General features: G+C 61.7%; 19 protein-coding genes. 13 read left to right on the top strand and 6 right to left on the bottom strand.

The genetic code is table 11. From position 1 onward, the window contains the following. Positions 1 to 34 precede the first annotated feature (34 nt). Entirely contained in the window at positions 35 to 817 is a 783-nt protein-coding gene (locus tag E0E41_RS05760; protein WP_130869126.1) for an NAD-dependent protein deacetylase, SIR2 family, read from the top strand. 1,276 nt (positions 818 to 2,093) lie between these two features. Here the strand turns inward: E0E41_RS05760 and E0E41_RS05755 are convergent. Both E0E41_RS05755 and E0E41_RS05750 read right to left on the bottom strand, forming a co-directional pair. Then, entirely contained in the window at positions 2,094 to 2,384 is a 291-nt protein-coding gene (locus E0E41_RS05755) for a DUF6809 family protein (RefSeq protein ID WP_130869125.1), read from the bottom strand. 284 nt (positions 2,385 to 2,668) lie between these two features. Beyond that, positions 2,669 to 3,241, bottom strand: a complete 573-nt coding sequence (locus E0E41_RS05750) for a uracil-DNA glycosylase (protein WP_130869124.1) — start codon at positions 3,239 to 3,241, stop codon at positions 2,669 to 2,671. 414 nt (positions 3,242 to 3,655) lie between these two features. Here E0E41_RS05750 and aspS point away from each other — a divergent pair, with 414 nt between their 5' ends. The 5 genes from aspS (at position 3,656) to tnpA (ending at position 9,015) form a co-directional block, all read left to right on the top strand. Beyond that, positions 3,656 to 4,954, top strand: a complete 1,299-nt coding sequence (gene aspS / locus E0E41_RS05745; RefSeq protein ID WP_130869123.1) for an aspartate--tRNA(Asn) ligase — start codon at positions 3,656 to 3,658, stop codon at positions 4,952 to 4,954. A gap of 225 nt (positions 4,955 to 5,179) precedes the next feature. Then, complete coding sequence (gene gatC, locus E0E41_RS05740; RefSeq protein WP_130869122.1) at positions 5,180 to 5,467, top strand: Asp-tRNA(Asn)/Glu-tRNA(Gln) amidotransferase subunit GatC; 288 nt, start codon at positions 5,180 to 5,182, stop codon at positions 5,465 to 5,467. A 10-nt stretch (positions 5,468 to 5,477) separates the two neighbouring features. Next, positions 5,478 to 6,920 carry an Asp-tRNA(Asn)/Glu-tRNA(Gln) amidotransferase subunit GatA gene (gene gatA / locus E0E41_RS05735; RefSeq protein ID WP_130869121.1) on the top strand — a complete coding sequence of 481 codons (1,443 nt, stop codon included), beginning with the start codon at positions 5,478 to 5,480 and terminating at the stop codon, positions 6,918 to 6,920. Then, a complete protein-coding gene (gene gatB, locus E0E41_RS05730) occupies positions 6,917 to 8,347 on the top strand; it encodes an Asp-tRNA(Asn)/Glu-tRNA(Gln) amidotransferase subunit GatB (protein ID WP_130869120.1) in 1,431 nt (476 codons plus the stop codon). The genes gatA and gatB overlap by 4 nt, the downstream gene beginning before the upstream one ends. 191 nt (positions 8,348 to 8,538) lie before the next feature. Continuing rightward, positions 8,539 to 9,015 carry an IS200/IS605 family transposase gene (tnpA, locus tag E0E41_RS05725; RefSeq protein ID WP_130869097.1) on the top strand — a complete coding sequence of 159 codons (477 nt, stop codon included), beginning with the start codon at positions 8,539 to 8,541 and terminating at the stop codon, positions 9,013 to 9,015. A gap of 152 nt (positions 9,016 to 9,167) precedes the next feature. On the opposite strand, the gene E0E41_RS18865 is transcribed toward tnpA, so the two are convergent. Further along, complete coding sequence (locus E0E41_RS18865) at positions 9,168 to 12,569, bottom strand: S-layer homology domain-containing protein (protein WP_242623706.1); 3,402 nt, start codon at positions 12,567 to 12,569, stop codon at positions 9,168 to 9,170. A 204-nt stretch (positions 12,570 to 12,773) separates the two neighbouring features. Between E0E41_RS18865 and spoVAC the strand changes: the two genes are divergently transcribed. Continuing rightward, a complete protein-coding gene (gene spoVAC, locus E0E41_RS05715; protein WP_130869119.1) occupies positions 12,774 to 13,214 on the top strand; it encodes a stage V sporulation protein AC in 441 nt (146 codons plus the stop codon). A 41-nt stretch (positions 13,215 to 13,255) separates the two neighbouring features. On the opposite strand, the gene E0E41_RS05710 is transcribed toward spoVAC, so the two are convergent. The 3 genes from E0E41_RS05710 to E0E41_RS05700 form a co-directional block, all read right to left on the bottom strand. Next, the gene (locus E0E41_RS05710) at positions 13,256 to 15,295 is read right to left on the bottom strand and encodes a hypothetical protein (protein ID WP_130869118.1); all 2,040 of its coding nucleotides are present in this window, start codon (positions 15,293 to 15,295) and stop codon (positions 13,256 to 13,258) included. Beyond that, positions 15,295 to 15,633 carry a histidine triad nucleotide-binding protein gene (locus E0E41_RS05705; RefSeq protein WP_130869117.1) on the bottom strand — a complete coding sequence of 113 codons (339 nt, stop codon included), beginning with the start codon at positions 15,631 to 15,633 and terminating at the stop codon, positions 15,295 to 15,297. The genes E0E41_RS05710 and E0E41_RS05705 overlap by 1 nt, the downstream gene beginning before the upstream one ends. Positions 15,634 to 16,347: 714 nt before the next feature. Next, complete coding sequence (locus tag E0E41_RS05700; RefSeq protein ID WP_438819464.1) at positions 16,348 to 16,992, bottom strand: HD domain-containing protein; 645 nt, start codon at positions 16,990 to 16,992, stop codon at positions 16,348 to 16,350. 290 nt (positions 16,993 to 17,282) lie between these two features. Here E0E41_RS05700 and larE point away from each other — a divergent pair, with 290 nt between their 5' ends. The 6 genes from larE to E0E41_RS05670 all read left to right on the top strand — a co-directional run bounded on the left by larE (position 17,283) and on the right by E0E41_RS05670 (position 23,573). Beyond that, a complete protein-coding gene (larE, locus tag E0E41_RS05695; protein WP_130869115.1) occupies positions 17,283 to 18,026 on the top strand; it encodes an ATP-dependent sacrificial sulfur transferase LarE in 744 nt (247 codons plus the stop codon). A gap of 4 nt (positions 18,027 to 18,030) precedes the next feature. Further along, the gene (larB, locus tag E0E41_RS05690; protein ID WP_130869114.1) at positions 18,031 to 18,789 is read left to right on the top strand and encodes a nickel pincer cofactor biosynthesis protein LarB; all 759 of its coding nucleotides are present in this window, start codon (positions 18,031 to 18,033) and stop codon (positions 18,787 to 18,789) included. After that, the gene (gene larC / locus E0E41_RS05685) at positions 18,786 to 20,144 is read left to right on the top strand and encodes a nickel pincer cofactor biosynthesis protein LarC (protein ID WP_130869113.1); all 1,359 of its coding nucleotides are present in this window, start codon (positions 18,786 to 18,788) and stop codon (positions 20,142 to 20,144) included. The genes larB and larC overlap by 4 nt, the downstream gene beginning before the upstream one ends. Positions 20,145 to 20,160: 16 nt before the next feature. Further along, complete coding sequence (locus tag E0E41_RS05680) at positions 20,161 to 21,735, top strand: ABC transporter substrate-binding protein (protein WP_130869112.1); 1,575 nt, start codon at positions 20,161 to 20,163, stop codon at positions 21,733 to 21,735. A gap of 66 nt (positions 21,736 to 21,801) precedes the next feature. Beyond that, the gene (locus E0E41_RS05675; RefSeq protein ID WP_130870779.1) at positions 21,802 to 22,752 is read left to right on the top strand and encodes an ABC transporter permease; all 951 of its coding nucleotides are present in this window, start codon (positions 21,802 to 21,804) and stop codon (positions 22,750 to 22,752) included. Further along, positions 22,749 to 23,573 (top strand): ABC transporter permease, encoded by an 825-nt coding sequence (locus E0E41_RS05670; RefSeq protein WP_130869111.1) that lies wholly within the window; start codon positions 22,749 to 22,751, stop codon positions 23,571 to 23,573. Before E0E41_RS05675 ends, E0E41_RS05670 begins: the two co-directional genes overlap by 4 nt. The last annotated feature ends 11 nt before the right edge of the window (positions 23,574 to 23,584 follow it).

Here is a 23,584-nt window from a genome sequence, read left to right as displayed (position 1 = left end):
CGCAGAGAAAATCCAAAAAGCGGATGCCATCTTGATGGGAGCCAGCAATGGCCTGTCCATCACCGAGGGACTGCACCTCTTTGCAGATAACCAGGCATTTGAGGATTTGTTCGGCGACTTTAAGGACAAGTACGGCCTTCGGTGCCTGCTGCATGGGATGGGAGCCCGCTGGCCCTCAGAAGAAGTAAAGTGGGCCTTCTGGAGCAGGCTCATCCACCACTACTGCGGACAGTATCAGCCCACACAGGTCATGCAGGACCTGAAAGCCATTGTGGGCAGCAGGGACTATTTTGTCCTTACCTCCAACGGAGAATGTCACTTTGAACGCAGCGGATTTGAGTCGGAGAAGATTTATGAAATCGAGGGAACCTGGCTGACTATGCAGTGCGCCCGTCCCTGCCATGATACCCTATATCCAACTTTGGAGTTGACAGAGCGGATGGTGTCTGCGGAACAGGACGGCAGAATCCCCTCTGATTTGGTGCCCCGTTGTCCCCGCTGCAACGGCCCCATGGAGGTTCATATGGCAGCAGGGCCAAATATGGTTCCGGACCACGGCGCCACGCAGAGATTCCAGAGTTTTCTGAACCAATATCACGAAAAAAAGCTGGTCGTGTTGGAGTTGGGAATCGGATGGCGCAATCAGCTCATCAAAGCTCCGCTGATGCGTTTGGTGGATCAGGAGCCCAACGCCACCTATGTTACCATCAATATGGGCGAGATCTACATTGCAGACAACATCAAACACAAGGCCTTTGGTCTGGACGGAGCACTGAGCGACATTCTCTCCTCCCTCCGGGAGGTGTGTGAAAGATGAACATACCGGCGTTGGTTCGAGAGCGTTACAAAATATGGTCCCGTTTTTTGACAGAGCAGGTGGGGTTTTCCCTCCAACATAGTCAGCAGCACACAAAAGAACACTGTGCCCGGGTACTGCTCTTCTGCCTGCTTTTCGCACAACGGGAAAATCTGTCAGGACAAGACGCAGATGCCCTTGCTATGGCTGCCTGCTTTCAAGACTCTCGCCGTATAAACGACGGATTGGATATAGGTCACGGTCACCGGGCTGCCAAATATTATTGCACCTGGTGCGCTGAGCATGAATATGTATTGGATGCCCGCGTTGTTTTTATCATGGCATACCATGAACAAAACGACAAACTTGGCAAGGCCGCTTTGCAGCGGGAGTTTTCAGATGACCCTACACCCGCTCCTGGTCGATGTTGTAATGACCCAGTAGATACTCCGTCAGGGCGATCGTCTGCTCAGTTGAAGTCTCCCCCCAGTCCGCTGAGCTGTGGAACAGCTACAATCATGTGGTCGTTATAATTCAGTGCCTCAAAAGCAAAGTTCTCGCTATATAGGCTTCGCCCCATGCCCTGGAAGTACAGGCCCTCATAACCGGGAAGTGTGAGGAACAGAGCATACGCTTTGCTGCCGTTATAGCCGTCCGGGACATAGATGTGATAATGAATGTCCTCCTCCGGGCATGGAGTACATTACCCATTTGGATGCCTCGATAGGTCTCTGTTCCCTCCGTGACCTCCAGCTCTGGTTCCGAGGATGGCACAGGTGCAGGCTCCGGTGTTTCCTGCACCTGTGCCGGAGTTCGGGCATTTCCGGGGTGGGCTGTGTTGTACCCTCCGCTCCGCAGGAAGCAAGGCTCAGTTCCATAGTAAGAATCAGGAAAAATGTGAGAAGCTGTTGATTGGAAAACATGGCGGCACCTTCTTTCGGAACTATTGTAGTCACGGCACGCCATCAGCGGAAGTCCTGATTAGTTGTTTAGTGTTAACCAACAGGTTAATACCACCGAGATTGTCAAAATTGTATTCAATACCGTTGACTTCAAAACGATGCTGAATAGTTTACCCTCCAGCATTCTCAGTCGATACCTCTCCGTGTGCGGCTGCTCCAGCAGCAGCCGCATATGGCTGCGAAACCACTTCCACGACGAATCACTCATCTTACCCACAGAAGGCTTACCAATTGGGCAGGCACCTCGGTTGATGCAACAGGAAAAACAAACCAGTCACCAGAGGCAAGAGAGTTGCAACACTTTCAACAGCAGCAAACTCCAATTTTCATAAAAATCAGGCATCCTTTTCCGTTCCTTCCGACGGAAAGCGATGCCTGTCCATTTCAAAGTGATTCAGTTCGTATGCCAGTTCCCACGCCAGTTTAAACCCACAGAGAAAACTGTCCAGGGAGCGTTCCTCAGTGATGAGATTCTGGGCATCTATGATCTGTAGCACCAATTTTCTCTCCGCCTTTTCCAATCGCTCAATGAGTTGCCGATGGCAATCTTCAATTTCCTGCTCACACTCGGCCATGGGCAGAGGCGTGTAAAATCTGTTGTAGAGTTGATTCAGAGTGTCGTTCATGTGTCCTACCTCCTTGCAGCAAGACAACATACCACAGGTCAGTTTGAAAAGCCACCGAAATATTTTTCTCCAGCAAATGCGTTATAATCAATTTTTGCAGACCATACACCGCAGTCCGCGGGCAGAAAACTTACCGCTTTGCGAAAGCTGATGGTTTCCCTGCCCAATAGAATTAGGGCCTGTGGTGCTCCACAAGCCCTAATTTCTCCCATACACGGCGTTAAGCCCCATAGGTTCACATTGTGTACCTATGGGGCTTAACCCTTGGGGCGGTCCGTTTTTGTTCAGTCCGAATAAGTGCGCACGCAGATCTCCCGGATCTTGTGCTGAAGGGCCTTCAGATCCACAAAAGCCTCCGGCCGCTTGTGGGGGTCCCGCAGCAGGGCGGAGGGGTGGTACATGGCCATCATCCACACCCCGGCCTTCTCCATCCACTGGCCGTGCTCCCGGGTGATCTTGAAGTCCTCCCGCATCAGCTTCATGGCGGCGATCCGGCCCAGGCAGATGATGATCTTGGGGCGGATCAAAGCCACCTGGTTGCGCAGATAGCCGATGCAGGCCTCCTGCTCGATGTTCAGCGGGTCCCGGTTTCCCGGGGGCCGGCACTTGACCATATTGCCGATAAATACGTTTTCCCGTTTCAGGTCGATCATAGTCAGCATATCGTCCAGCAGCTGCCCCGCCCGGCCCACGAAGGGCCGGCCGGTCAGGTCCTCCTGCTCACCGGGGCCTTCGCCGACGAACATGACCTCCGCGTCCCGGGCCCCCTCGCCGAAGACCACATTGTGCCGGGTGTCGGCCAGGTCGCAGTTCCGGCAGTTCATGCACGCCTGGTACAGCGCGTCCCAATCCTTCACGATCTCTCACCTCCGTTTTGGACTTTTTTGACATTGTACCATAAGCGGGCCCGGGATACAACGGATGGATTCTGTCAAAAATAACAGTTGCAATTTTTGAAAAAAACGCATATACTACCCACAACAAAGGCAATGAAGACGATCGCCGCCCGTGAGGGCCGCCAGAGAATCCGGGTCACCGACTGAGAGCCCGGTCCGGCAGGATGGGATGGCGCAACACGTTTGAGCCGGCGCCTTGAGCCCGCAAGGGGGTAGAGACGCACGAGTGACCCGCGTTAAGGGCGCCAAGCGGCTCCATCAAGGACGATGGGGCAACCTACGGGTGGTACCGCGGAGTTTTTCCGTCCCGAAGCTGTACAAAGGCAGCTTCGGGACTTTTTTTATTCTTTTTATCCAAGAAAGGTTGTGAACGGTATGGTATTCCTGACAAAACAAATCCAAACAGCGGTGGGGGGCCGGAATAACCAGGCCGTCACACTGCACGGCGCGGTCCATGCCCTGCGGGACATGGGCGGCATCACCTTCCTCACCCTGCGCACCCGGAAAGGGCTGGTTCAGTGCGTATGTACCGACAAGGCGGACCTGGACGGCGCCGTGGAGGGCTGCGCTGTCACCGCCTCCGGCATGTGGCGCATCGAACCCCGGGCGCCCGGGGGCAAAGAGCTGGCCGACGCGCAGATCACCGTTCTCTCCCGTCCGGCGGCCCCCATGCCGGTGCCCCTGGCCAAGCGGAAGCTGGACCTGCACCTGGACACCGAGCTGGGCCTGCGGCCGGTGGTGCTCCGCATGCCCCGCCAGCAGGCGGTGTTCCGCATCCAGGCGGGCATCTGCCGGGCCTTCCGGGACTACCTCCAGAGCCAGGAGTTCACCGAGATCCACACCCCCAAGATCGTCCACGCCGGTGCGGAGGGGGGCGCCAACATCTTCCGCCTGGACTATTTTGGCAAGAAGGCCTTCCTGGCCCAATCCCCCCAGTTCTACAAGCAGACCATGGTGGGGGTGTTCGAGCGGGTATACGAGGTTGCCCCGGTGTTCCGGGCGGAGAAGCACGCCACCCAGCGCCACCTGAACGAGTACACCTCCCTGGACTTTGAGATGGGCTATATCGACTCCTTCACCGACGTGATGGAGATGGAGCAGGGCTTCCTGCGGTACCTGATGGAATTGCTCAGGCGGGAGTACGCCGCCGACCTGGCTCTGCTGGGCGTGGAGCTGCCCGATGTGGAAAAGATCCCCGCCGTCCGGTTTGACGAGGTCAAGCGGCTGGCGGCGGAGAAGTACGGCTACCAGATCCGGGACCCCTACGACCTGGAGCCGGAGGAGGAGCACGCCATCGGCCGGTACGCCAGGGAGGAGTGGGGGAGCGACTTCGTGTTCGTCACCCACTACCCCAGCAAGAAGCGGCCCTTCTACGCCATGGACGACCCCGCCGACCCCAAATTCACCCTGTCCTTCGACCTGCTCTTCCGGGGGCTGGAGGTGACCACCGGCGGCCAGCGCATCCACGATTACGCCGCTCAGGTGGCCAAGATGGAGGCCCGGGGTATGGACCCGGCGGAATTTGAGAGCTATCTCATGATCCACAAGTACGGCATGCCCCCCCACGGCGGGCTGGGTATCGGCCTGGAGCGGCTGACCATGCAGCTGTGCGGGCTGGACAACATCCGCCGGGCCTGCCTGTTCCCCAGAGACCGCACCCGCCTTGAGCCGTAAAAACGGTTTGACCGCACAGCTCCCGGCGCGTAAGCGCCGTCCAAGCATTTTGCCGGAGGCAAAATCTTGGCGCAGGGGCAATTCATTTGCCCCGAGCATATGAAATCGCTTTGGGGTCCCCTGCCGGCCGGCATGGCCGGTGGGGAAAGCGGGCTGGACAACATCCGCCGGGCCTGCCTGTTCCCCAGAGACCGCACCCGTCTGGAACCGTAAGGAGGAAAACCGATGAAGATCACTGAAGAAATGGTGGACTATATCTCCCAGCTCTCCCGCCTCCAGCTGCCCCAGGAGGAAAAGACAGCTATGACCGCCCAGTTGGAGGGCATCGTGGCCTATATGGACGTACTCAACGGCCTGGACACCTCCGCCGTAGAGCCCATGAGCCACATCTTCCCCCTGAAAAATGTGACCCGGCCTGATGAAGTGGTGCCCTCCGGGGACCGGGAGGAACTGCTGGCCAACGGCCCGGCGGTGAAGGACGGGGCCTTCCTGGTGCCCAAGACGGTGGAGTGAGGTGAGGGAAATGGAACTGTATGAACTGACCGCCCTGGAGCTGGGGGAAAAACTCCGCTCCGGCGAGGTGACCCGGCAGGAAGCCGTGGAAGCTGCCCTCGCCCGCATCCACGTTGCCCAGCCGGGCAACAACGCCTTTGTCACCGTGGACGGACCCGCTTTCCCGGCGGCGGAGCTGTCTGCCTCCCCGCTGGCGGGAGTGCCCATGGCCTACAAGGACAACATCTGCACCAAGGGGGTGCGCACCACCTGCGCCTCCAGGATTCTGGGGGATTTTACCCCCTGCTACGACGCCACGGTGGTGGAGCGGCTGAGCGCCGCCGGGGCGGTGAGCCTGGGCAAGCTGAACATGGACGAGTTCGCCATGGGCTCCACCTCCGAGACCTCCTGCTTCGGCGCGGTGAAAAACCCCTGGGACCTGACCCGTGCCCCCGGCGGCTCCTCCGGCGGCGCCGCGGCGGCGGTGGCTGCCGGTGAGGTGTGGTACGCCATCGGCTCGGACACCGGCGGCTCCATCCGCCAGCCCGCCGCCTACTGCGGGGTCACCGGCATGAAGCCCACCTACGGCACCGTGTCCCGGTACGGCCTTATCGCCTACGCCTCCTCCCTGGACCAGATGGGTCCCATCGCCCGGTCCGCCGCCGACTGCGCGGCGGTGCTGGACGTGATGATGGGGAAGGACTTCCGGGACTCCACCAGCCTGGACGCCCCCGCCGGAGGCCTGCTGGCCTCCCTCACCGGCGACCTGCGGGGCAAGAAGATCGGTCTGCCCGCCGACTGCTTCGGCGAGGGCCTGGACAGCGAGGTGCGCTCCGCCGTGCTGGCCGCCGCCCAGGTGCTGAAGGCCCGGGGAGCCACGGTGGAGGAGTTCTCCCTCCCGGTCATGGAGTACGTGGTGCCCGCCTACTATATCATCGCCTGCGCCGAGGCCTCCTCCAACCTGTCCCGGTTCGACGGTGTGAAGTACGGCTGGCGGGCCCAGGACTACGAGGACCTGGGGGAGCTGTACACCAAAACCCGCACCCAGGGCTTCGGCACTGAGGTGAAGCGGCGCATCCTGCTGGGCACCTTTGTGCTGTCCTCCGGCTATTACGACGCCTACTATAAAAAGGCCCTCCAGACCAAGGCGGTGATCAAGGCCGCCTTTGACCAGGCCTTTACCAAATACGACCTGCTGCTCACCCCGGTGGCTCCCACCACCGCCCCCAGGCTGGGGGAGAGCCTCAGTGATCCGCTGAAGATGTACCTCAGCGACATCTACACCGTGTCGGTGAACCTGGCGGGGCTGCCCGGCCTGTCCATGCCCTGCGGCTTTGACGCCAAGGGCATGCCCATCGGGGCCCAGCTCATCGGCCCCGCCCTGGGGGACGCCGCCGTGCTGGACGCCGCCTACGGTTTCCAGCTGGATACCGACTATCACCGCCAGAGCCCGAAAGGAGGGGATGAGCAATGACCTGGGAAACTGTCATCGGCCTGGAGACCCATGTGGAGCTGGCCACCAAGACCAAGATCTTCTGCTCCTGCACCACCGAATTCGGCGGCGCCCCCAACACCCACTGCTGCCCGGTGTGCATGGGCATGCCCGGCACCCTGCCGGTGCTCAATGAGAAGGTGGTGGAGCTGGCGGCCACGGCGGGCCTGGCCCTCAACTGCGCCATCACTCCGGTCAGCCGGTTCGACCGGAAGAACTACTTCTATCCCGACCTGCCCAAGGCTTACCAGATCTCCCAGCTCTACCTGCCCATCGCCCGGGACGGGGCGGTGGACATCGGGAACGGCAAGACCATCCGCATCCACGAGCTGCACATGGAGGAGGACGCGGGCAAGCTGGTCCACGACCCCTGGCTGGACCAAACCATGGCGGACTACAACCGCTGCGGCGTGCCCCTCATCGAGATCGTCACCGAGCCCGACTTCCGCTCCGCCGAGGAGGTCATCGCCTACCTGGAGAAGCTGAAGGAGACCCTGCAGTACCTGGGCGTGTCCGACTGCAAGATGCAGGAGGGCTCCCTCCGGTGCGACGTGAACCTGTCGGTGCGTCCGGCGGGCTCCGCCGAATTCGGAACCCGAACCGAGATGAAGAACCTGAACTCCTTCAAGGCCATCTCCCGGGCCATCGTCTATGAGGCCAGGCGGCAGATCGAGCTGCTGGAGGAGGGCAAGCGGGTGGTGCAGGAGACCCGCCGGTGGGACGAGAACAAGGACGCCACCTACGCCATGCGTTCCAAGGAGAACGCCCAGGACTACCGCTATTTTCCCGACCCGGACCTGCCCCCGGTGGAGCTGAGCCAGGAATACCTGGATCACCTGAAAGATTCCCTGCCCGAGCTGGCCGAATCCAAGCGGGCCCGCTATCAGACGGACTGGGGCCTGCCCACCTACGACGCCCAGATGATCACCTCCCAGAAGGCGCTGGCCGACTTCTTTGAGGCACTGGTGGACCTGGGAGCCGACCCCAAGCAGGGGGCCAACTGGATCATGGGCGAGGTGCTGGGCCAGCTGTCCGCCCACGGCATGGAGGCCAAGGACATGGCCCTGACGCCCCCCACTCTGGCCAGGCTCATCGCCCTGGTGAAGGAGGGCAAGGTCAACCGGAACACCGCCGTCAAAGTCTTTGAGGCTGTCTTTGAGACCGACGGCGACGTGGACGCCTATGTGAAGGAGCACGGCCTGGAGCAGGTGTCCGACGCCGGACTGGTGCAATCGGTGGTGGACCAGGTGCTGGCCGCCAACGAAAAATCCGTGGCCGACTTCAAGTCCGGCAAGGAGAAGGCCTTCGGCTTCCTGGTGGGACAGGTCATGCGCCAGCTGAAGGGCCAGGCGGCCCCGGCGGTGGTGAACCAGGTGCTCCGGGAGCGGCTGGAGCAGACCGCAGAATAAAGACATAAAAAGAAGCGGCGTCCCGCACCTGAGTGCGGGACGCCGCTTTTGCTTTGTTACCGCTTCAGCGCAACGACAACCCCCAGCTATGCTGGGGAGAGTAAAAAGAATTATATAGTGAAAAAACCTTCTGGTAGAATGGAAGTTGCGGTCGGCCAACTGCAACACCAAAGAACCAGGAGGTTTTTTCGATGAAAGAAAAAGATATAGGGAGTTTGCAACATACGACATGGAGATGTCAATACCATATCGTATTCGCGCCCAAATATAGACGGCTAGCGATATATGGACAAATCAAGAAGGATATCGGACAAATTCTGCGGAAATTGTGTGAGCAAAAAGGTGTGGAAATTATAGAAGCAGAAGCGTGTCCGGATCATATTCACATGCTAATCAGCATACCGCCCAGGTACAGTGTATCACAAATCATGGGGTATCTCAAAGGGAAAAGCAGTCTCATGATATTCGACCGGCATGCGAATTTAAAATACAAGTACGGAGACCGGCATTTCTGGGCAAGAGGGTATTATGTGGATACAGTGGGGCGCAATAAGAAGCAGATACAGGAGTACATCCGGCATCAATTAGAGGAGGACCGGATTGCAGACCAGATCAGCATCAAGGAATTTATCGACCCGTTTACGGGTAGCAAGAATCCCAAGGCATAAAAATAGCCCCTTCAGGGGCCGGCCATGAGTCAGCAATGCAGTTGGCCGACCCATTCGCGGCCCCTTTAGGGGCGTTGTCCGTATTGTGCCCTTCTAGGGCTTACTCAAGCCCCCGGCTTAGCCGGGGGTCCTGACTGCGGAGAGGGACTTACTTATTTTTTGAAGCAGTTCATCAGGACCTGGGCCACCTCAGCGCGGCTGGCGGTGCCCAGAGGATTCAGGCTGTTGTTGGAGCCCTGGATCAGGCCCTTGGCCACAGCCCACCTCATGGCGTACTCCGCCCAGCCGGACACCTGGCTGCCGTCGGAGAAGGCGGACAGGTCGGCGGAGGCAGTCATGTCGCTGCCCTTGAACTTGGCGTAGTTGTACAGCAGGACGGCCATCTGCTCCCGGGTGATGGAATCCTCGGGGCCGAAGGTACCGTTGCCGTAGCCGCCCACGATGCCGTTGGCGGCGGCCCAGTTCACCGCGTCGGCGTACCAGGCATCGGCGGCCACGTCAGTGAAGGTGCCGGCGGTACCGGCGGTGCCCTTCTCCAGGTTGTACAGCACCTGGGCCATCATGCCCCGGGTCAGGTTCATGGCGGGGCTGAAGGTGGTGCCGTCGTTGGTGCCGGTCATCATGCCCTGCTCATACACGTAGGTCACGGCGTCATAGTACCAGGCATCGGCGGCCACGTCGGTGAAGGGCAGGGTGCTGGTCTTGGCAAAGACGGCCTTCACAGTGACCTTGGAGGCAGGCATCTTGAAGGTGTACTTGGTATCGTTCACCTTGGTCAGCTCCACAGCCTTGCCGTCCTTGTCAGTGACGGTTAGGGTGCTCAGCGCATAGCCGCTGGCGGGAGTAACAGTGATGGTGACGGTGCTGTTTTTGGAGGCGCTCTTGGAGGAGACGGCCACGGTGCCGTTGGAGACGCTCTCCACGGTGACGGAGTAGGTGGTGACACTGCCGCCGCCGCCCTGGTAGGGGGGATCCACAGTAATATCGCCGCTGCCGGGCAGGTCGATGGTCACACTGCTGCTTCCGGTGTTGGTGACGCTGTCCTTTACCTTGTCAATGGCGTCCTGATTGTCGGAGCCGCCGCCCAGAACATCCTTGATGCGGTCCAGCGTGTCCTGGTCCGTATAGAGGAGGGCCTTGCCGCTGTCACCGGTGACGTTGCTCACCGTCACGGAGGGAATGGTGGTCACGCCGCTGCCCATGCCGTACTCCACATTGGCGTAGGAGCCGTCATCGGGGTTCAGGGTGCAGTTTTCCAGCGTGATGTTGGTGGAACCGTTGATGATAACGGAGGCATAGCTGCCGCCGTTGACGGTGACACCGCTGAGCTTGCCGCCCTCTACGCAGTAGAACTGCACGCCGTGCTTCACATTGCCGTCGGTGTTGACGGTTACGTTCCGGATGGTGACATTGCTGCCGCCGGCGTTCAGGAAGGCGCCGTTGGCGATGGCAGCGGTGCAGGTAATGGTCTTGCCGTTGCCGTCCAGAGTGACCCCGGCGGGTACGGTGATGGCCGTGGCGGAGGTCACAGGGGCCTCCAGCTTTACGGTATCGCCGCTCTTGGCCTCGGCAAAGGCCTTGTCCAGCGTGTAGCCCTCGGAGCGGCCCACCACCAGAACGCCGCCCTCAGCCTCAGCCAGGGCGGGCTGGTTCTGTACGTTGGCGCCGCTGTTGGCGGTGCTGAGAGAGATGGTCTTACCGGTGTAGTTGTTGGTACCGCCGTTGGGGATGATGGCGATATCCACCGCGTTCTCCCCAAAGGTGTTGCCGGTGATGGTCATATCGGAATTGCCGCAGATGACCCAGCCACGGGTGACATTCACATAGTTGCCAGAAATTGTGCCGGTGCAGTCATTGATGTAGGCGGGCTGGCGCAGATTCCGGAAGGTGTTGCCGGTGATGGTCAGGCCGGTAGCGCCAGCCTGTCCCACGATGGCGCGGCTGGTCTCGCCGTCACCCAGCTGATACTGACCGGTAATGGTACAGTTGCGCACAGTGCTGTTGCTCTGCATCAGGATCATCTGGTTCATGGCCTTGACGCCCAGATTGAGGGTCAGGCCGTCCAGGGCGGCGCCGTTGGAGAGGACGAAAGACTCACCCCCGTCATAGGCGGTGACGGTAACACCGTCAGCGGCGGTGAGGGTGATGGCTTTGTTCAGGGTAAGAGTGCTATCCAGAGACAGATCCTTCAGAAGGGTAACGGTGTCGCCGGTACCGGCGGCGTCTATGGCGTCGCTCAGGGTGGTGTAGCCCACGCCGCCAACGGAGGCCGCCGCCATATCAGTGTCGATCTGCACGCCGAAGGAGCCGTCGCCGTTTGCCACCATCTCCATGCCAGCGGGCACATAGGCGCTGATGTCGGTGCTGAAGCTGCCGCCGGTGACGGTGATGTTCGGTTCAACGGATGTCCCCAGGTTATAAGTAGAAATCGCGCCGGTAAAGGTGCCGCCCTTAATGGTGAGGACAGCCTTGTCCGCGATCTCCGCCTTTCCGGTGGCCGAGCCGTCGCTGCCGTATTCGATGTTGCCGGAGATCTGGCTGTCCCCCTCCACGGTGACAGATACACCCTCACCATAGCCACCGTTAGGCCAGTAGTAGAGGTCAAAGGCATTCTGTCCGGGCGCTGCGAGGATGGTGCTGTCCTTGATCAGGACGTCGCCGCAGTTGTTGCTGCAGGCGTACTGGCAGGTGGGCATACCGCTGCAGTCCACGGTCACATTGTCCAGGGTCAGATTGCAGTAGTTCTGGAACAGGATTTTGGCGGACGCGGTGCCCGGCTTGATGGTGCCGTTCTTAAAGGTCACGTCCGTGCCTTTCAGCAGCTGGAAGGCGTTGGTCTCGGTTCCGGAGGAGCCCACGGTGGGATCCTTGACGGTATACGTAAACCCGTTCAGATCAATGGTAATGTGTCTGCCGTTGCCCAGGACCTTTACGCCGGAACCTTCCGTTGTTTTCAGAAGCTCCACGGTATCATTGTCCTGAGCCGCGTCCACTGCGTCGGCCAGGGTCTCGTAGGTGTAATCTCCCACCTGAGCCACGGCCAGACCGTCGGCCAGGCTGCGGGTGACGTTTACGTATTCGCTGGAGATCAGCTGGTTATCCCCGTCGTACCAGTCAAGAAGCATCTCATACGCACGGCCGCCGTAAAACAGACCGTAGTCGCCGCCCTTTTCGTAGGCGATGGGGAACCACTGCTGGAACTTGCCGCCGGTAAAGGAGCCTTCATCGGGGACCTTCATGGCGTCCGGGTTGCCCTCGTCGTTGAACTTGAGGGAGACGGCACCTTTCGGGGCAGTGATGTACAGCCCCACGTAGGTGTACGTCTGTACGCTGCCCACGCCGGAATCCTGGGCCCAGTCACTGGTGTCGCTCCTGCTTACCGTGTAGTCTACCGCTCCGTCCTTGACCTGAGCGGTCACACCGTTCACGGTCTGCGTGCTCATGCGTTCTGTGGGAATGGCAGTCCGTTCCCCATCCACAGCAAGCGCGCTGACGGGCAGAAGTGACAAAATCATTACAAGGGCGAGGAATGCCCCTGCAATCCGCTTCTTCATGTTACATATTCCTCCTTGTACATAGAATCTGCTGACCGCCTGTCCGGGCGGTCGAGAGACGCGGTTCACATTGTACTCCCAACTAAAAGCTTTGGCAACACTTCAGAAGCATTTTTACAGCTTGATCGGTCCGCTTTACCGGACCCGGAAAATTGGCGTGTATAAATACTTCCGGTGGGGAAAAGATGAAGGAAAAGGAGAGATGTGCACATGACCAATCAGGAATATGAGCGCCTTGTGAACGCCAAGGCTAAACCATCCCCCATGGGCAAGAATCTGCTGTGGGCTTTTCTGGTGGGCGGGGCCATCTCCGTGCTGGGGCAGGGCCTGCTGAATCTGTACGCCGGATGGGGGCTGGATCAGGACCAGGCCGGGACGGCGGTGTCGGTGACCCTGATCTTTCTGTCCGCCCTGTTCACCGGCCTGGGCTGGTTCGACAAGCTGGCCAAGCATGCCGGGGCGGGCACCCTGGTGCCCATCACCGGCTTTGCCAACGCGGTGGTGTCCCCCGCCCTGGAGTTCCGCAGTGAGGGTCTGGTGATGGGCGTGGGGGCCAAGCTGTTCGTCATCGCCGGGCCGGTACTGGTATACGGCATCTCGGCCAGCGTGATCTATGGCCTGCTGCTGGTTTTGTTCGGAGCATAAAGACAGCGCCTGCCCCCTTGGGGGCAGGCGCTGTCTGCTTGTCAGGAGAAAAGGCCGGCGGGCACTTGGTACAGGCCGGCGTAGTCGGGATAGAGGGCTGTCAGTGTGTCGGAAATGCTCTGATACTCCGCCTGAGTGATGTCCCGGGTCCGCTCATAGACGTAGACCGTCACCCCGTCCTCCAGAGGGAAGGACTGATCCAGCCGCCGGTAGGCGGTGCCGATCCCCGTGCCGTCCAGCACCGGCTGGGCCAGCACGGTGAGGATGTGCTGGTTGTCCGCCCCCAGGTGGGTCTGTACCGGATCGGCCACGATGAGGTAGTCGGCGGTGAGGGCGTTCCAGGAGAAGCCGTCCCGCTTGTCCACCGTGGCGAAATAGATGACAGAGGTGGCGGGCCCGCCGGAGGCGGGAATGTTCAGGGACCGCAAAGTGTTGTCGTAGATGCTGGAATTAAAGGTAAAGGAGGAGGCGATCACCGCGGCGGTCTTGGGCTCCTCCGCCGACAGGCTGTCCACGTACACCCGCAGAGCCACCAGCTGGGCCAGATCGGTGCGCTGTCCGGGCACATAGGTGAAGGCGGGCAGGGGATCCGGCACCGCGATCTCCGAGGGGTGGGAGGGCTGAGGCCGGGGCAGGAAGGAACTGCCCAACGTGCACAGGGCCAATACCCAGGGCACCCACCGGACTCTCCGGCGTTCCGGCAGAAGCTCCATGCCTCCCGCCAGGGCGAAGCAGAAGGCGGGCAGGTAGAGCAGCAGGTGCTGCTGCCCGTGGGACTGGATCCGGGTGAAGAGCCAGAGGCAGAGCACCGGCTGGCACAGGCACAGCAGGGCGCCGTACCGGCTTTTGGACCGGATCAGCAGGAAGATCACGCACACCAGGGCCACCGCCATCATGAGGTAGCCGTAATAGCGGCACAGCATCACCAGGTCGATCCACCGGCCCTGGTCGTAGGCGGAGTAGGTGTCGGAGTAGTTGGCCGACAGCACCTGGCTCACCACAAAGCTCTGGCCGAAGAACAGGCTGAAGCCCACGCCGGTCACCGCCATGGTGAGGAAGGATCTCCACTGGGTCCGCCGTACCAGCAGGGCCAGGAAGGCGGCCACGCCGAAGGACACGGTGAAGAAGAAGAAGTACCGCCGCAGCAGGAACACCAGGGTGAGCAGCCCGCCGGTGAGAATGCCCCGGGCGGCCTGGGGCCGGGATTCATCCGTATAGATGAGGAAGGCCCAGATCCCCGCACCGGCGGCGGCCACATCCACAAAGCCGGTGAGGGCGGTGTACAGCAGCATGGGAGTGGCGCAGCACAGCAGGATGCCGCCGTGGCGGCTCCGGCGGCCCAGCACCAGCATCCCCAGCAGGGCGGGCAGCACGTACAGATTCACCGCGGCGAACAGGAACACGTACCGGTTGGTGCCCAGCACCCGCATCACCAGGGACAGAGGGAAGGAGAGCAGGTAGTTGTACTCCTGGGTGATGACGCTCTCCGCCACCAGCCGCAGCTGGGCCAGACCCAGGCTTTGCTCCGCCAGCATGGTGCTGGAGCTCCAGTAGATGTTGGTGTCCCAGTAGTACACCGTGGCGGTGCCGGTACAGTAGAGGGCGGTGATGACGTTGACCACCAGCACGATGGCCAGGAAGGTGCTCCCCCGGGGCATGGAAATCCTGCCGAAGGTTTTCCCCGCCCACACCAGGGCCAGCACCACGCAGGAGAAGAACAGCCCGCTGCCGATACCGCACAGCAGCCGGAAGGGGAGAGTGCCGATGGCCATGCTCCCCACATTGAACAGCTCGTAGCTGGTGTCCAGGGCCATGCCGGGCACAAAGGCGACGACGGCCAGCAGGGCGGTCTTCCAGGTGGGGCCGAAGGGGAGAAGAAAGCGCCTGGGCACATCCAGCCGCCACCCTGCCAGCAGTACCGCCCCGGTCAGGATAACTGCCAGGGCGGGGATAGCCAGGCTGGGCAGCCGTCCGTACAGCAGGGCCCACAGCCGCACCAGGGCCAGCCCCGACAGACAGACCCAGGCCCCTCCCCACGCCAGGCATGGGAGGGGCCTGAACGAAACCGTATGCCGCTTCATCAGCCGGGAGGCCAGGTCATGTCCCGGCCGGCCAGGACATGGAAATGGAGGTGGGGCACGCTCTGCCCCGCCTGGGGCCCGCAGTTGGACACCACCCGGAAGTCGGTAATGCCCATCTCACGGGTCACCTGGGAGATGACCTCAAAGGCATGGGCCATCACGGCGGAGTTCTCCGCCGTGATCTCCCCGCAGGAGCCGATATGGGCCTTGGGAATCACCAGGAAGTGGGTGGGCGCCTGGGGGTCGATGTCGTAAAAGGCATAGACCAGATCATCCTCATAGACCTTATTGGACGGGATCTCACCCGCCGCGATCTTACAGAACAGACAGTCGCTCATAAGCTGCCTCCTTTCAACGGAATATAGGGCCCGAAAAAGCCCCGCTTTTTTTATTTTATACCAAAGCGGGGCGAAGGGCAAGACTTCCTGTCAAAAGAAAAAATAAGTAAATTCGCACAAAAGCATATTGACAAATGCCAGAACCAGTAGTACAATATAGCCAGAAAGAAAGAGAAAGAGGTGTTCCCGATGTACTAGGAAGTCTCGGAACCCGATCGAGGAAAAGGATCTCCAGACTCAGACAAGGAAGCCGATGAGCCGACCTTACTGAGCGGCAAATTCCCAAGCTCAGGAGGTGAAGCCTGAGGGTAGCTTGCTAGAGGAACGCCAGATCTGGATACTCAAAAGGGTGAAGAGGAATCCCATCTCGAATCTTTCCATACCGAACCATGGCGGTCGGTAAACCTGAAACTCCAGTTTCCCACGTATTCCCAACCAGTTCAATGAAGTGAAGTGCACAACAAGGAAACCTCTGACGCGAAGTTTGCTGAAGACGGAACCCAGTGCCAATGCGTTGTGAGAAACAAGAGATCCATGGCAGTTTCAAGTGATCCGAATCCAGGGAACGGTAAATCTGCAGAAAGTATGAGGTAGCAAAAGTGATTGAACCCCAGGTCGAAAAGTAGCCCCCCGGTCACGTTGGATGGCCGGGGGGTTGTGCTATATATGGGGTTTTACGGTAAGAACTCCCGGCGGGGAGGGGAGTTGTATTCATTATAAGAGGGTCAGACCGTTGATGTCCAGCTTGAAAGTGAGCTTCAGGTGATCGGCCGCCCGGCGGCACAGCAGCATCCGCTCCAGGAAGATCTCAAAATAGTCCATCACGGCGCAGAACTCGGTGTTGATGGACAGGGAGAGGGTGATGGTGTGCTGGTCCGGGTCCAGGTTCAGTTCGGAGCGCTCGGCGGCGTAATTCACCCGGTCATGGATGTCGAAACTCTTGTGGTCCTTGTTGCGCACCCGGCTGCGGCGCACATCGGTCTTGTCGGCCAGGATCAGGGCGGCGGCCACCGGATTGACGGGGAAGGCGGTGGGGTCGTCGTGGTGACCGATGGCGGTAATGACGGCAGCCACCCCGGCGGGGGACATGCCCATCTTGTCCAGGATGCGGAAGGCCATCACCGCGCCGGTTTCGGCGTGGTCGTGGCGGTTGACCACGTTGCCGATGTCGTGCATGAACCCGGCGATGCGGGCCAGCTCCTGCTCGTCTTTGCTGTATCCCAGCTTTTCCAGGATCTGAGCGGCCAGCTGGGCGCAGCGGGTCACGTGGGCGAAGCTGTGCTCGGTGAAGCCCAGGGCGGACAGGGACTGGTCTGCCTGGGTGATATAAGTGCGGATCTCTTCCGACTGACGTACCATGTCGTAGGTGATATACAAGGGAAATTCCCCTCCTTCGCAGGCGATATACAGTTCTTATCATATCCAAGGCATCCGCTTTTTGCAACCGCTTTTGGAAGAAAAACAGGACTTGTCAGGGGTCGGACAAGCTGGTATAATAAAATTCCCAGCTGGAAGCTGGGGAGGGGATCCGAAGATCCCCATGTGCAAATTTTTTATGATATGTGTACGATCCCGCGAGGAACGACGGGAATGATGCCAGAAGGCATACCAGATCGGTATGCCTTCTTTTTTTGCGAAGGAGCGATAGGATGACGCTGAAGGAGTTTTTTGACCAGAATCCCCGGGCGGCGGTGGCCTTCTCCGGCGGGACGGATTCCGCCCTGGTGCTGTGGGCGGCCAGACAGTACGGCCGGGAGGTGCGGGCCTATTATGTGCACACGGTGTTCCAGCCCGCCTTCGAGCTGGCCGACGCCCAGAAGCTGGCCGCCGAACTGAACGTCCCCCTGACGGTGGTGGAGGCGGACGTGCTGGCGGTACCGGAGGCGGCGGCCAACGGTCCCCGGCGGTGCTATTACTGCAAAAAGGCACTGTTCACCAACCTGTGGAAGCGGGCGGCGGCCGACGGCTATTCGGTGCTGCTGGACGGCACCAACGCTTCGGACGACGCGGGGGACCGGCCGGGCATGCAGGCGCTGAAGGAGCTGGAGGTCCGCTCCCCCCTGCGGGAGTGCGGCCTGACCAAGGACCAGGTGCGGCAGCTGTCCAAAGAGGCGGGGCTGTTCACCTGGGACAAGCCGGCCTACGCCTGCCTGGCCACCCGGGTACCCACCGGCACCGCCATCACGGCGGAGGCCCTGGCCAAGGTGGAGCGGAGCGAGGCCGCCCTGTTCAAGCTGGGCTTTACCGACTTCCGGGTGCGGCTGCTGGGAGACGCCGCCCGCATCCAGGTGCCGGCGGACCAGATGGAGCGGGCCGCCGAACTGCATGATGAGATCAACCGGGCCCTGAAGGCGGACTTCTCCGCCGTTCTGCTGGACCTGGCGGGGAGGTAAAAGGATGGACAACAAGCACGACATTCTGCAGCTGCTGCGGGCGGTCAAGTCGGGGGAGACCTCCCCGGAGGACGCCCTGCTGGAGCTGAAGCAGAAGCCCTTTGAGGACCTGGGCTACGCCAAGGTGGATTTCCACCGCTCAGTGCGCCAGGGAGCGGCGGAGGTGATCTACGGGGCGGGCAAGACCCCGGAGCAGATCGCCGGCATCGCCGCCGTCATGGGGGAGCGGGGCTGTAAAAATATCCTCATTACCCGCATGGGAGAGGAGGCCGCCAAGGTGGTGGAGCAGTCGGTGCCCCTGGACTACCGGCCCATTCCCAAGCTGGGGATCGCCTTCCCCGGGGAGCGGACGGAGCTGGGCCACATCGTGGTGGCCACCGGCGGCACCAGCGATATGCCGGTGGCGGAGGAGGCCGCCCTCACTGCCGAGATCATGGGCAATAAGGTCACTCGGCTGTACGACGTGGGAGTGGCGGGCCTCCACCGGCTGCTGAGCAACCTGGGACCCCTGATGAGCGCCCGGTGCGTGGTGGCGGTGGCGGGTATGGAGGGTGCCCTGGCCTCGGTCATCGGCGGCCTGGTGGACTGCCCGGTGGTGGCGGTGCCCACCAGCGTGGGCTACGGCGCCAGCTTCGGCGGCCTGTCCGCCCTGCTGGCCATGCTCAACTCCTGCGCCTCCGGGTGCAGCGTGGTGAATATCGACAACGGCTTCGGCGCCGGCTATCTGGCCAGCATGATCAATCAGATGGAGGGATTGCAGTGAAAACGCTTTATATCGAATGTCACATGGGGGCGGCAGGGGATATGCTCATGTCCGCCCTGTACGAGCTGCTGGAGGACAAGGAGGGTTTCCTCAACACCATGAACGGCCTGGGCCTGCCCGGTGTCCGGCTGGAGGCGGTGAAGGGGACCTCCGGCGGCATTTCCGGCACCCACATGAAGGTCACCGTCCACGGTCAGGAGGAGCTGGAGCACGACCATGATCACGGCCATGACCATGACCACGATCATGACCATGACCATGACCATGACCATGAGCATGACCATGAGCATGACCATGAGCATGACCATGAGCATGACCATGAGCATGACCATGACCATGACCATGACCATGACCATGACCATCACCACGACCATCCTCACGACCACGACCATGAGCACCACCATCACCACCACGCCACCCCCGGCCACATCGCGGAGATCATTGATTCCCTGGACCTGCCGGAGGAGGTGAAGGCCAACGCCCGTGGGGTGTACGACGCCATCGCCCGGGCGGAGGCCAAGGCCCACGGCTGCCCGGTGGGGGACGTCCACTACCACGAGGTGGGGGCCCTGGACGCGGTGGCCGACGTCACCGGCGTGTGCTACGCCCTCTACCTGCTCCACCCGGACCGGGTGGTGGTGTCTCCCGTCCACGTGGGAAGCGGTACGGTGCGCTGCGCCCACGGCATCATGCCGGTGCCCGCCCCCGCTACCGCCAACCTGCTCACCGGCGTGCCGGTGTACGGCGGGGAGGTGATGGGGGAGCTGTGCACCCCCACCGGGGCGGCCCTGCTCACCCACTTTGCCCAGTCTTTCGGCCCCATGCCTCCCATGACGGTGGGCGCCGTGGGGTGCGGTGTGGGCACCAAGGTCTTTGAGGGCCGGGCCAACTGCGTCCGGGCTATTCTGGGAGAGGACGGCAGCGGCGCCAACGGGGAGATCTGCGAGCTGGTGTGCAACATCGACGACATGACCCCCGAGGCCCTTGCCTTTGCCGCTGCCCGCCTGCTGGAGCTGGGTGCCCTGGACGTGTACACCGTCCCCGGCACCATGAAGAAGGGCCGGCCCGGCCATGTGCTCACCGTGCTGTGCAATGTGGACAAGGAGGGGGAGCTGGCCCGGGCGGTGCTGACCCAGACCACCACCAACGGCCTGCGGGTCCGCCGGTGCGGAAAATACTTTCTCACCCCCGGCTCCCAAACGGTGGAGACCCGCTGGGGAACGGTAGCTGTCAAGACCGCCCGGGGCTTTGGCACCAGCCACGTGACGCCGGAGTATGAATCGGCGGCCGCTCTGGCCCGGGCCAACGGCCTGCCCATCCAGACCGTGCTGGAAGAAGTGTATAAGCAGCTGTAACCAGAGAGGAGCACCTATGAAGCGCATTCTTTCCCTGTCTCTTTCCGCCCTGCTGGCCCTGGGGCTGCTCACCGGCTGCGGCGGCGATCCCGCCCCTGTCCAGACGGCCGCCTCCGGCGACAAGGACAGCGTGGTCATTGCCATGGGCACCACCTCCGAGCCGGAGGCGGGCTTCGACCCGGCCTACGGCTGGGGCGCCGGGGAGCACGTCCATGAGCCCCTGATCCAGTCCACCCTGACGGTGACCAACACCGACCTGACCATCGGCTACGATCTGGCCACCGACGTGCAGACCAGCGAGGACGGCCTGACCTGGACGGTGACCATCCGGGATGATGTAAACTTTACCGACGGCGAGCCCCTGACCGCCTCCGACGTGGCCTTTACCTACAACACCGTGAAGGCATCCAGCTCGGTGAATGACTTCACCATGCTGGACTACGCCGAGGCCACTGACGACACCACCGTGGTGTTCCACATGGCCACCCCCTTCTCCATCTGGCCCTATACTATGGCCATCGTGGGCATCGTGCCCGAGCATGCCTATGACCCGGCTACCTACGGCTCCAATCCCATCGGCTCCGGCCGCTACATCCTGAAACAATGGGACCGGGGCCAGCAGGTGATCCTGGAGGCCAACCCGGACTACTACGGTGAGGCCCCCAAGATGAAGCAGGTGACCATCCTCTTCATGGAGGAGGACGCCGCCTTCCTGGCGGTCCAGGCCGGCCAGGCCGACGTGGCCTACACCTCCGCCACCTACTCCGACCAGACCGTGTCGGGCTACTCCCTGGTCTCCTATCAGAGCGTGGACAACCGGGGCTTCAACCTGCCGGTGATCGAGGGCACCCTCACCGGGGACGTGCTGGTCCGCCGGGCCATCAATATCGGCATCGACCGGCAGGAGATGATCGACAACGTGCTCAACGGTTACGGCACTCCGGCCTACAGCGTGTGCGACCAGCTGCCCTGGTACAATCCCGCTTCGGAGGTGTCCTATGACCCCGAAGGGGCCGCCGCTCTGCTGGATCAGGCCGGGTGGACCATGGGGACCGGCGGCGTCCGGGAGAAGGACGGGGTGAAGGCTCAGCTGAATCTGCTCTATCCCACCAGCGACTCCGTGCGTCAGGCCCTGTGTGCCGACTTCGCCAACCAGCTGGGGGAGCTGGGCATCTCCTGCACCATCGAGGGGGTGGGCTGGGACACCGCCTATGACCGGGCCCAGACCGAGCCTTTGATCTGGGGCTGGGGCGCTCACACCCCCATGGAGCTGTACAATATTTACCACACCATCGGGGACACCGGTTCCACCCAGTACTCTCCCTATGCCAACGCCACGGTGGATTCTTATATGGATCAGGCCCTGGCTTGCTCCGACCTGGAGAAGTCCTATGAGCTGTGGCAGAAGGCCCAGTGGGACGGCACCACCGGCGTCACCCAGGAGGGGGACATCCCCTGGGTGTGGCTGGTGAATGTGGACCACCTGTACTGGGTGCGGGACGGCCTCCAGGTGGCGGAGCAGAAGATCCACCCCCACGGCCACGGCTGGTCCATCGTCAATAACGTGGACCAGTGGAGTTGGAACGGATAACCCAACCGGAAAGAAGGAGTCCTCTTGAAACACCGCCTGATTTTCACAGGCAAAAAGCTGATCCGCATGGCCCTGCTGCTGCTGGGCGTCAGCCTGGCGGCCTTCCTGCTCATGTCCGCATCCCCCCTGGACCCGCTCCAGACCAACGTGGGCCAGGCGGCTCTGGGCACCATGAGTCAGGAGCAGGTGGCCAAGCTGGAGGAATACTGGGGGGTGAACGACCCGCCGGTCCAGCGGTATCTGGGCTGGCTGGGGGACTTTGTCCGGGGGGACATGGGCACCTCCCTGCTCTACCGCCAGCCGGTGAGCCAGGTGATCGGCCAGCGGCTGCAGAACTCCCTGTGGCTCATGGCCTTCGCCTGGGTGCTCTCCGGCGTGCTGGGCCTCATCCTGGGGGTGATCGCCGGGGCCAACCGGGGCAGCCTGGGGGATAAGGTGATCCGGGGCTACTGCCTGCTCATCTCCAGCACCCCCACCTTCTGGCTGGCCCTGGTGCTGCTCATCATCTTTGCTGTCTGGCTGGGGGTGCTGCCCATCGGTCTGTCGGTGCCCATCGGGGTGGACGCCGCCAGCGTTACCCTGACCGACCGGCTGTACCACGCCATCCTCCCCGCCCTTACCCTGAGCATCACCGGGGTGGCCAACATCGCCCTCCACACCCGGGAGAAGATGATCGACATCCTGGAGTCCGACTACGTGCTCTTCGCCCGGGCCAGGGGGGAATCCAAAGCCTCCATCGTCCTCCGCCACGGCCTGCGCAACGTGGCGCTCCCCGCCATCACCCTGCAGTTTGCCTCCATCAGCGAGATCTTCGGCGGCTCGGTGCTGGTGGAGCAGGTGTTCTCCTACCCCGGTTTGGGTCAGGCCGCCGTTACCGCCGGGCTGGGCTCCGATCTGCCCCTGCTGCTGGGCATCACGGTGGTGAGCGCCGCCATCGTCTTCGGCGGCAACCTCATCGCCGACCTGCTCTACGGTGTGGTGGACCCCAAGATCAGAAGGGGGGCGGCCAAGGCATGAAACGCTTCAACCGCAGGCAGACCGCCCTGGTTCTGCTGCTCTTTGCCCTGGCCCTGCTGTGCGCCGTGACGGCGGCGGGGATGGCCCTGTCCGACCGGGCCATGGTCACCGACTTTTCCCGCAAGAATCTGGCCCCCTGCGGCCAGTTCCTCTTCGGCACCGACTGGATGGGCCGGGACATGCTGGCCCGCACCCTGACGGGCCTGTCCCTCAGCATCCGCATCGGCCTGCTCACCGCCGCCGTCAGCGCCGTCATCGCCCTGCTGCTGGGGGCGGGCTCGGCTCTGCTGGGAGGCTGGGTGGACAGCGCCATCTCCTGGGTCATCGACCTGGTCATGGGCATCCCCCACATCCTGCTGGTCATGCTCATCTCCCTGGCCTTCGGCAAGGGCTTTACCGGCGTGGTGGCGGGTGTGGCCCTCAGCCACTGGACCTCCCTGGCCCGGGTGGTGCGGGGCGAGGTGCTCCAGATCAAGGGAGCCCCTTACGTACTGGTGGCGGGCAAACTGGGCCTGTCCAGGGCTGCCATCCTCCGCCGCCATATGATCCCCCATCTGCTGCCCCAGTTCCTCACCGGACTGGTGCTGCTGTTTCCCCACGCCATCCTCCACGAGGCCAGCGTCACCTTCCTGGGCTTCGGCCTGCCGCCGGAGCAGCCCGCCATCGGGGTCATCCTGTCGGAGAGCATGGGCTATCTGACCACCGGCAAGTGGTGGCTGGCGGTATTTCCCGGCCTGGCCCTGGTGGCTGTGGTGCTGCTCTTCGCCCTGCTGGGGGACCAGCTGCGCCGTCTGCTGGATCCGGCCAGCGTCCACGAATAGGAGGGATGGAA

Source organism: Intestinimonas massiliensis (ex Afouda et al. 2020), assembly GCF_900626285.1.
Taxonomy (GTDB): domain Bacteria; phylum Bacillota; class Clostridia; order Oscillospirales; family Oscillospiraceae; genus Flavonifractor; species Flavonifractor massiliensis_A.
The sequence above is the reverse complement of the archived record's forward strand: the minus strand, read 5'-3'. Positions and strand labels throughout refer to the sequence as shown.

What these genes read in the sequence shown, in the direction of transcription:
- E0E41_RS05760 (WP_130869126.1), top strand. Translation starts at nt 35, where the DNA reads ATGGGAGCCAGCAATGGCCTGTCCATCACCGAGGGACTGCACCTCTTT.
- E0E41_RS05755 (WP_130869125.1), bottom strand. Translation starts at nt 2,384, where the DNA reads ATGAACGACACTCTGAATCAACTCTACAACAGATTTTACACGCCTCTG.
- aspS (WP_130869123.1), top strand. Translation starts at nt 3,656, where the DNA reads ATGGTATTCCTGACAAAACAAATCCAAACAGCGGTGGGGGGCCGGAAT.
- gatC (WP_130869122.1), top strand. Translation starts at nt 5,180, where the DNA reads ATGAAGATCACTGAAGAAATGGTGGACTATATCTCCCAGCTCTCCCGC.
- gatA (WP_130869121.1), top strand. Translation starts at nt 5,478, where the DNA reads ATGGAACTGTATGAACTGACCGCCCTGGAGCTGGGGGAAAAACTCCGC.
- gatB (WP_130869120.1), top strand. Translation starts at nt 6,917, where the DNA reads ATGACCTGGGAAACTGTCATCGGCCTGGAGACCCATGTGGAGCTGGCC.
- tnpA (WP_130869097.1), top strand. Translation starts at nt 8,539, where the DNA reads ATGAAAGAAAAAGATATAGGGAGTTTGCAACATACGACATGGAGATGT.
- E0E41_RS18865 (WP_242623706.1), bottom strand. Translation starts at nt 12,569, where the DNA reads ATGAAGAAGCGGATTGCAGGGGCATTCCTCGCCCTTGTAATGATTTTG.
- E0E41_RS05710 (WP_130869118.1), bottom strand. Translation starts at nt 15,295, where the DNA reads ATGAAGCGGCATACGGTTTCGTTCAGGCCCCTCCCATGCCTGGCGTGG.
- E0E41_RS05705 (WP_130869117.1), bottom strand. Translation starts at nt 15,633, where the DNA reads ATGAGCGACTGTCTGTTCTGTAAGATCGCGGCGGGTGAGATCCCGTCC.
- E0E41_RS05700 (WP_438819464.1), bottom strand. Translation starts at nt 16,992, where the DNA reads ATGGTACGTCAGTCGGAAGAGATCCGCACTTATATCACCCAGGCAGAC.
- larE (WP_130869115.1), top strand. Translation starts at nt 17,283, where the DNA reads ATGACGCTGAAGGAGTTTTTTGACCAGAATCCCCGGGCGGCGGTGGCC.
- larB (WP_130869114.1), top strand. Translation starts at nt 18,031, where the DNA reads ATGGACAACAAGCACGACATTCTGCAGCTGCTGCGGGCGGTCAAGTCG.
- E0E41_RS05680 (WP_130869112.1), top strand. Translation starts at nt 20,161, where the DNA reads ATGAAGCGCATTCTTTCCCTGTCTCTTTCCGCCCTGCTGGCCCTGGGG.
- E0E41_RS05675 (WP_130870779.1), top strand. Translation starts at nt 21,802, where the DNA reads ATGGCCCTGCTGCTGCTGGGCGTCAGCCTGGCGGCCTTCCTGCTCATG.
- E0E41_RS05670 (WP_130869111.1), top strand. Translation starts at nt 22,749, where the DNA reads ATGAAACGCTTCAACCGCAGGCAGACCGCCCTGGTTCTGCTGCTCTTT.